The organism is Undibacterium sp. SXout7W, assembly GCF_049339385.1.
Classification (GTDB): Bacteria; Pseudomonadota; Gammaproteobacteria; order Burkholderiales; family Burkholderiaceae_D; genus Undibacterium.
In genome coordinates, this window is sequence record NZ_JBMPPF010000133.1 from 1 (window position 1) to 310 (window position 310).

The 310-nt window shown below is 39.4% G+C and carries 1 pseudogene; it reads right to left on the reverse strand.

Annotated elements, in window-relative coordinates:
• Positions 1 to 310, reverse strand: a pseudogene (locus ACO0LB_RS20805) (TonB-dependent siderophore receptor); the annotation flags it as partial.

Below are 310 nucleotides of genomic sequence, written 5' to 3' on the forward strand. Positions count from 1 at the left end.
TTTTGCTCTAAAATCGCAGTGATTGACGCTTGCTCAGTATCATAACGATCAAAACCCGGCTCAGAAACAAAACGATTTGATGGAATTTTGCCGTTTTCGTTTTCTAAAATAGTGCCTGAGTGGGGTAAGAACGAGGTACTCGTGCCTGATTCATTCTTTTGCCAATTAGTTAATAGTGTTATTTTTGTATCATCAGTGGCGTACCAGGTTAATGATGGAGAAAACACAATACTGTTATCGGGTACATAATCAGTTTGCGTGTCACTATCACGCCATAAACCAATTACTCGCCCTTGTAATGATGCATCAT